This is a genomic window from Exiguobacterium sp. A1_3_1 (genome assembly GCF_048985645.1).
GTDB classification, from domain to species: Bacteria; Bacillota; Bacilli; order Exiguobacteriales; family Exiguobacteriaceae; genus Exiguobacterium_A; species Exiguobacterium_A indicum.
Window position 1 is genome coordinate 1 of sequence record NZ_WBYY01000216.1, and the last position, 4,467, is coordinate 4,467.

At 46.8% G+C, this 4,467-nt stretch carries 10 protein-coding genes; all 10 read right to left on the bottom strand.

Going from position 1 to position 4,467, the window contains the following annotated elements:
* Positions 1-31 precede the first annotated feature (31 nt).
* On the bottom strand, positions 32-400 hold the full coding sequence (gene rplN / locus F8N00_RS16350) for a 50S ribosomal protein L14 (protein ID WP_012369019.1): 369 nt from the start codon (positions 398-400) through the stop codon (positions 32-34).
* A gap of 48 nt (positions 401-448) precedes the next feature.
* Complete coding sequence (gene rpsQ / locus F8N00_RS16355) at positions 449-712, bottom strand: 30S ribosomal protein S17 (protein WP_023466634.1); 264 nt, start codon at positions 710-712, stop codon at positions 449-451.
* Positions 713-743: 31 nt separating this feature from the next.
* A complete protein-coding gene (gene rpmC / locus F8N00_RS16360) occupies positions 744-947 on the bottom strand; it encodes a 50S ribosomal protein L29 (protein ID WP_012369017.1) in 204 nt (67 codons plus the stop codon).
* The gene (gene rplP, locus F8N00_RS16365) at positions 934-1,371 is read right to left on the bottom strand and encodes a 50S ribosomal protein L16 (protein WP_012369016.1); all 438 of its coding nucleotides are present in this window, start codon (positions 1,369-1,371) and stop codon (positions 934-936) included. The genes rpmC and rplP overlap by 14 nt, the downstream gene beginning before the upstream one ends.
* A gap of 33 nt (positions 1,372-1,404) precedes the next feature.
* Complete coding sequence (rpsC, locus tag F8N00_RS16370; RefSeq protein WP_023466633.1) at positions 1,405-2,061, bottom strand: 30S ribosomal protein S3; 657 nt, start codon at positions 2,059-2,061, stop codon at positions 1,405-1,407.
* A gap of 12 nt (positions 2,062-2,073) precedes the next feature.
* On the bottom strand, positions 2,074-2,406 hold the full coding sequence (gene rplV, locus F8N00_RS16375) for a 50S ribosomal protein L22 (RefSeq protein WP_012369014.1): 333 nt from the start codon (positions 2,404-2,406) through the stop codon (positions 2,074-2,076).
* 20 nt (positions 2,407-2,426) lie between these two features.
* Positions 2,427-2,705 carry a 30S ribosomal protein S19 gene (gene rpsS, locus F8N00_RS16380; RefSeq protein ID WP_012369013.1) on the bottom strand — a complete coding sequence of 93 codons (279 nt, stop codon included), beginning with the start codon at positions 2,703-2,705 and terminating at the stop codon, positions 2,427-2,429.
* Positions 2,706-2,768: 63 nt separating this feature from the next.
* On the bottom strand, positions 2,769-3,599 hold the full coding sequence (gene rplB, locus F8N00_RS16385) for a 50S ribosomal protein L2 (RefSeq protein ID WP_023466632.1): 831 nt from the start codon (positions 3,597-3,599) through the stop codon (positions 2,769-2,771).
* Between the two features lie 32 nt (positions 3,600-3,631).
* The gene (rplW, locus tag F8N00_RS16390; RefSeq protein WP_023466631.1) at positions 3,632-3,916 is read right to left on the bottom strand and encodes a 50S ribosomal protein L23; all 285 of its coding nucleotides are present in this window, start codon (positions 3,914-3,916) and stop codon (positions 3,632-3,634) included.
* Positions 3,916-4,467, bottom strand: a 552-nt coding sequence (gene rplD, locus F8N00_RS16395; protein ID WP_421018591.1) for a 50S ribosomal protein L4, incomplete at its 5' end; no start/stop codon positions are given. The genes rplD and rplW, both read right to left, overlap by 1 nt.

A 4,467-nucleotide genomic window follows, 5' to 3' on the forward strand; every position in this document is an offset into this window, starting at 1 on the left:
TAGAGCACCTCCTTGTAGGAATTCTTTGGAATTAAAGTACTTCCGGTGCCAACGAGACGATCTTCATGAAGTCTTTTTCACGAAGTTCGCGTGCGACTGGTCCGAAGATACGTGTGCCACGTGGGCTTTTGTCATCTTTGATGATGACTGCTGCGTTTTCGTCAAAACGGATGTACGAACCGTCTTTACGACGAACGCCACGTTTAGTACGAACGACTACTGCGCGTACAACTTCACCTTTTTTGACAACGCCACCTGGTGTTGCTTGTTTTACTGTACAAACAATAACGTCACCGATGTTAGCAGTTTTACGACCAGAACCACCGAGGACTTTGATCGTCAAGACTTCACGAGCTCCTGAGTTGTCTGCTACTTTTAAGCGAGATTCTTGTTGAATCATACGATTGTACCTCCCTCCGGATGTTTATTCACCCGAACTAATTAGAGTTTAGATGATTACTGCTTCTTCAATGACTTCTACGAGACGGAAACGTTTGTCCTTAGATAATGGACGTGTTTCTTGAATGCGTACAACATCACCGATTTTAGCTGTGTTGTTTTCATCATGCGCTTTGTACTTTTTAGAGTAGTTTACGCGTTTGCCGTAAAGCTTGTGCTTTACTTTTGTTTCAACTGTAACTACGATCGTTTTGTCCATTTTGTCAGAAACGACGCGTCCAGTTAACACTTTGCGGTTGTTAGTGCGTTCCATTGAGTGTTCCTCCTCTCAGAATCCGAGTGAATTATGCGTTGTTGATGCCGAGTTCGCGTTCACGAAGAACGGTTTTCGCGCGTGCAATCGACTTGCGCACTTCACGGATACGAGCAGGGTTCTCAAGCTGACCAGTCGCGAGTTGGAAACGAAGGTTGAACAACTCTTCTTTCCACGAACCGACTTTACCGTTAAGCTCTTCAGTTGTTTGCTGACGGAGATCAGTTGCTTTCATTCGTATCACCACCATTTTCTTCACGTTTTACGAACTTACATTTTACTGGAAGTTTGTGTGATGCAAGACGGAGAGCTTCGCGTGCGATCTCTTCCGATACTCCTGCGATTTCGAACATTACTTTACCCGGTTTGACGACTGCTACCCAGCCCTCCGGAGCACCTTTACCTGAACCCATTCGGACTTCAAGAGGTTTTTTAGTGTATGGCTTGTGTGGGAAGATCTTGATCCACACTTTACCACCACGTTTCATATAACGAGTCATCGCGATACGCGCTGATTCGATTTGACGGCTAGTGATCCAGCTAGCTTCTTGAGCTTGGATACCGAACTCGCCGAAGTGTACTGTAGTACCACGTTTCGCTTTACCACGCATGTTGCCGCGGTGAACACGACGATATTTTACACGTTTTGGTAACAACATGTTGTGTTGCCTCCTTCCCTAGACGGATGTGGATTATTCTTCGTTTGCTGCTGCTTTTTTCGTAGGAAGCACTTCACCGTGGTGGAGCCATACTTTTACGCCAATTTTGCCGTAAGTTGTATCAGCTTCTGCAGTACCGTAATCGATGTCTGCACGGAGTGTATGAAGTGGAACTGTTCCTTCCGAATACTTCTCAGAACGAGCGATATCAGCGCCACCAAGACGACCAGAAACTTCAGTCTTGATTCCTTTGATACCAGAACGCATTGAGCGTTGGATTGATTGCTTCATAGCACGACGGAACGATACGCGACCTTCAAGTTGGCGAGCGATGTTCTCAGCGACGAGCTTAGCAACTGCATCCGGGTTTTTCACTTCAACGACGTTAACGTGAACGCGTTTGCCTTTTGCAAGGTTAGTGATGTCTTTACGAAGTGTTTCGATTTCAGAACCGCCTTTACCGATAACCATACCAGGCTTAGCAGTGTGAAGTGAGATGTTCAAGCGGTTAGCTGCGCGCTCGATTTCTACTTTAGAGACACTAGCGTCTTTAAGACGTTTTTCGATATATTCACGAACTACGTAGTCTTCATGAAGGAGATCAGCATAGTCTTTATCTGCGAACCAACGTGATTCCCAGTCTTTGATGATACCTACGCGAAGACCAGTTGGGTTAATCTTCTGACCCACGGTAATCCCTCCTTATTTTTCAGATACCACGATGTGAACGTGGCTCGTACGTTTGTTGATGCGGCTTGCGCGACCCATTGCACGTGGGCGGAAACGTTTGAGCGTTGGACCTTCGTTTACGTAAGCCTCAGTGACTACGAGGTTTTCGATGTTCATGTCGAAGTTGTGCTCAGCGTTCGCGATTGCCGATTTCAATACTTTCTCAACGATTGGCGTTGCTGCCTTGTTCGTGTAAGCAAGAATCGAAAGTGCTTCGCCGATTTGCTTCCCGCGGATTAAGTCTACTACGAGACGTGCCTTACGAGGAGCAATGCGAACCATATTAGCCGATGCTTTTGATTGCATAATGAGTACCTCCCCTCAGATTAACGTTTCGTTTTCTTATCGTTTCCAGCATGTCCTTTGTAAGAACGTGTTGGAGCGAATTCACCAAGTTTGTGACCGACCATATCTTCTGTCACGTAAACCGGTACGTGTTTACGACCATCGTAGACAGCGATCGTGTGACCGATGAACTCTGGGAAGATTGTCGAGCGGCGTGACCAAGTTTTGATGACATGTTTGTCACCAGCTTCGTTGGCTTTATCAACCTTAGCGAGCAGATGGTGATCTGCGAATGGACCTTTTTTCAAGCTGCGACCCATAGTTGTACCTCCCTTTGGCATGATTCAGGAACGGTTCCTACGAACCGTCCAGAAATCATGTAATTATTTTTTAGAACGACGGACGATATATTTATCGCTCGCTTTGTTTTTCTTACGAGTTTTGTATCCGAGTGCCGGTTTACCCCAAGGAGTAAGTGGGCCCGAACGACCGATTGGAGCACGTCCTTCACCACCACCGTGTGGGTGATCGACTGGGTTCATGACAGAACCACGAACTGTAGGACGTTTTCCGAGCCAGCGTGAACGACCAGCTTTACCGATATTGACGAGCTCGTGCTCTTCATTACCGACAGCGCCGACTGTTGCACGGCAAGTAGCAAGGATCATACGAGTTTCGCCTGATTGAAGACGAACGATCGCGTATTTACCATCTTTACCGAGAAGCTGAGCAGAAGTACCAGCTGCGCGAACGAGCTGACCACCTTTACCTGGCTTAAGTTCGATGTTGTGGATCAACGTACCGACTGGGATGTTTGAAAGTGGAAGAGCATTACCGACTTTAATGTCAGCTTCTGGTCCAGCCATGACTTGCATGTCTACTTTCAAGCCTTTCGGTGCGAGGATGTAGCGTTTTTCACCATCGATGTAGTGGATCAATGCGATGTTAGCAGAGCGGTTTGGATCGTACTCAATTGTAGCGACACGACCAGCGATGCCATCCTTGTTCCGTTTGAAGTCGATGATACGATATTTACGTTTGTGTCCGCCACCTTGGTGACGTACTGTCAAGCGACCTTGGTTATTACGTCCGCCCTTTTTCGAAAGCTTTTCAGTTAACGATTTTTCAGGACGTGAAGCCGTAATCTCAGCAAAGTCAAGTGCAGTCATATTACGACGACCGTTAGTGGTCGGTTTAAACTTTTTAATTCCCATCGAGAGTTCCCTCCTTTTCTACAGAGTTCCGATTAACCGAGGTAATCGAGTTCTTTGCTATCTGCAGTAAGCGTGACGACCGCTTTTTTGCGGCGTGCTGTGTAACCAGCGTGACGACCTACGCGTTTTGCTTTTGGTTTTGAGATCAATGTGTTGACTTTGTCAACTTTCACTCCGAAGATCGCTTCAACTGCATCTTTGATTTGAGTCTTAGATGCCTTCACGTCTACTTCGAATGTGTACTTTTTCTCAGCCATTTGGTTTACTGAACGTTCAGTAATGACAGGACGTTTGATAATGTCGTGTGTGTGTGCCATTATGCAAGCACCTCCTCTACTCTCGCAACAGCGTCCTTCGTAATGATGACTTTGTCATGAGCGACAAGATCAAGGACGTTTACACCTGCAGCGTCAACGACTGTGACACCTGGGATGTTGCGTGTTGAAAGAACGACTGACTCGTTGTAATCAGCAGTAACGACGAGAACTTTACGTTCAATTGAAAGAGCAGCGAATACTGCGATCATGTCCTTAGTTTTAGGAGCATCGATTGTCAATCCTTCAAGAACGATGAACTCGTTGTTAGCGACTTTCGAAGAAAGTGCTGAACGAAGTGCGAGACGACGAACCTTTTTAGGAAGTTTGTAAGCGTACGAACGTGGTGTTGGACCGAAGACTGTTCCACCGCCAACCCATTGTGGCGAACGGATCGAACCTTGGCGTGCACGACCAGTACCCTTTTGTTTCCATGGTTTACGGCCGCCACCGCGAACTTCCGAGCGACCTTTTGTATCATGTGTACCTTGGCGACGTGAAGCTTGTTGCATGACGATTGCATCGTATACGACTGCTTCATTTGGCTCGATTCC

Excerpts from the sequence above, each read along its gene's own strand:
- rplW (WP_023466631.1), bottom strand. The coding sequence starts at position 3,916 with ATGGCACACACACACGACATTATCAAACGTCCTGTCATTACTGAACGT.
- rplB (WP_023466632.1), bottom strand. The coding sequence starts at position 3,599 with ATGGGAATTAAAAAGTTTAAACCGACCACTAACGGTCGTCGTAATATG.
- rplN (WP_012369019.1), bottom strand. The coding sequence starts at position 400 with ATGATTCAACAAGAATCTCGCTTAAAAGTAGCAGACAACTCAGGAGCT.
- rpmC (WP_012369017.1), bottom strand. The coding sequence starts at position 947 with ATGAAAGCAACTGATCTCCGTCAGCAAACAACTGAAGAGCTTAACGGT.
- rpsQ (WP_023466634.1), bottom strand. The coding sequence starts at position 712 with ATGGAACGCACTAACAACCGCAAAGTGTTAACTGGACGCGTCGTTTCT.
- rplP (WP_012369016.1), bottom strand. The coding sequence starts at position 1,371 with ATGTTGTTACCAAAACGTGTAAAATATCGTCGTGTTCACCGCGGCAAC.
- rplV (WP_012369014.1), bottom strand. The coding sequence starts at position 2,406 with ATGCAATCAAAAGCATCGGCTAATATGGTTCGCATTGCTCCTCGTAAG.
- rpsS (WP_012369013.1), bottom strand. The coding sequence starts at position 2,705 with ATGGGTCGCAGCTTGAAAAAAGGTCCATTCGCAGATCACCATCTGCTC.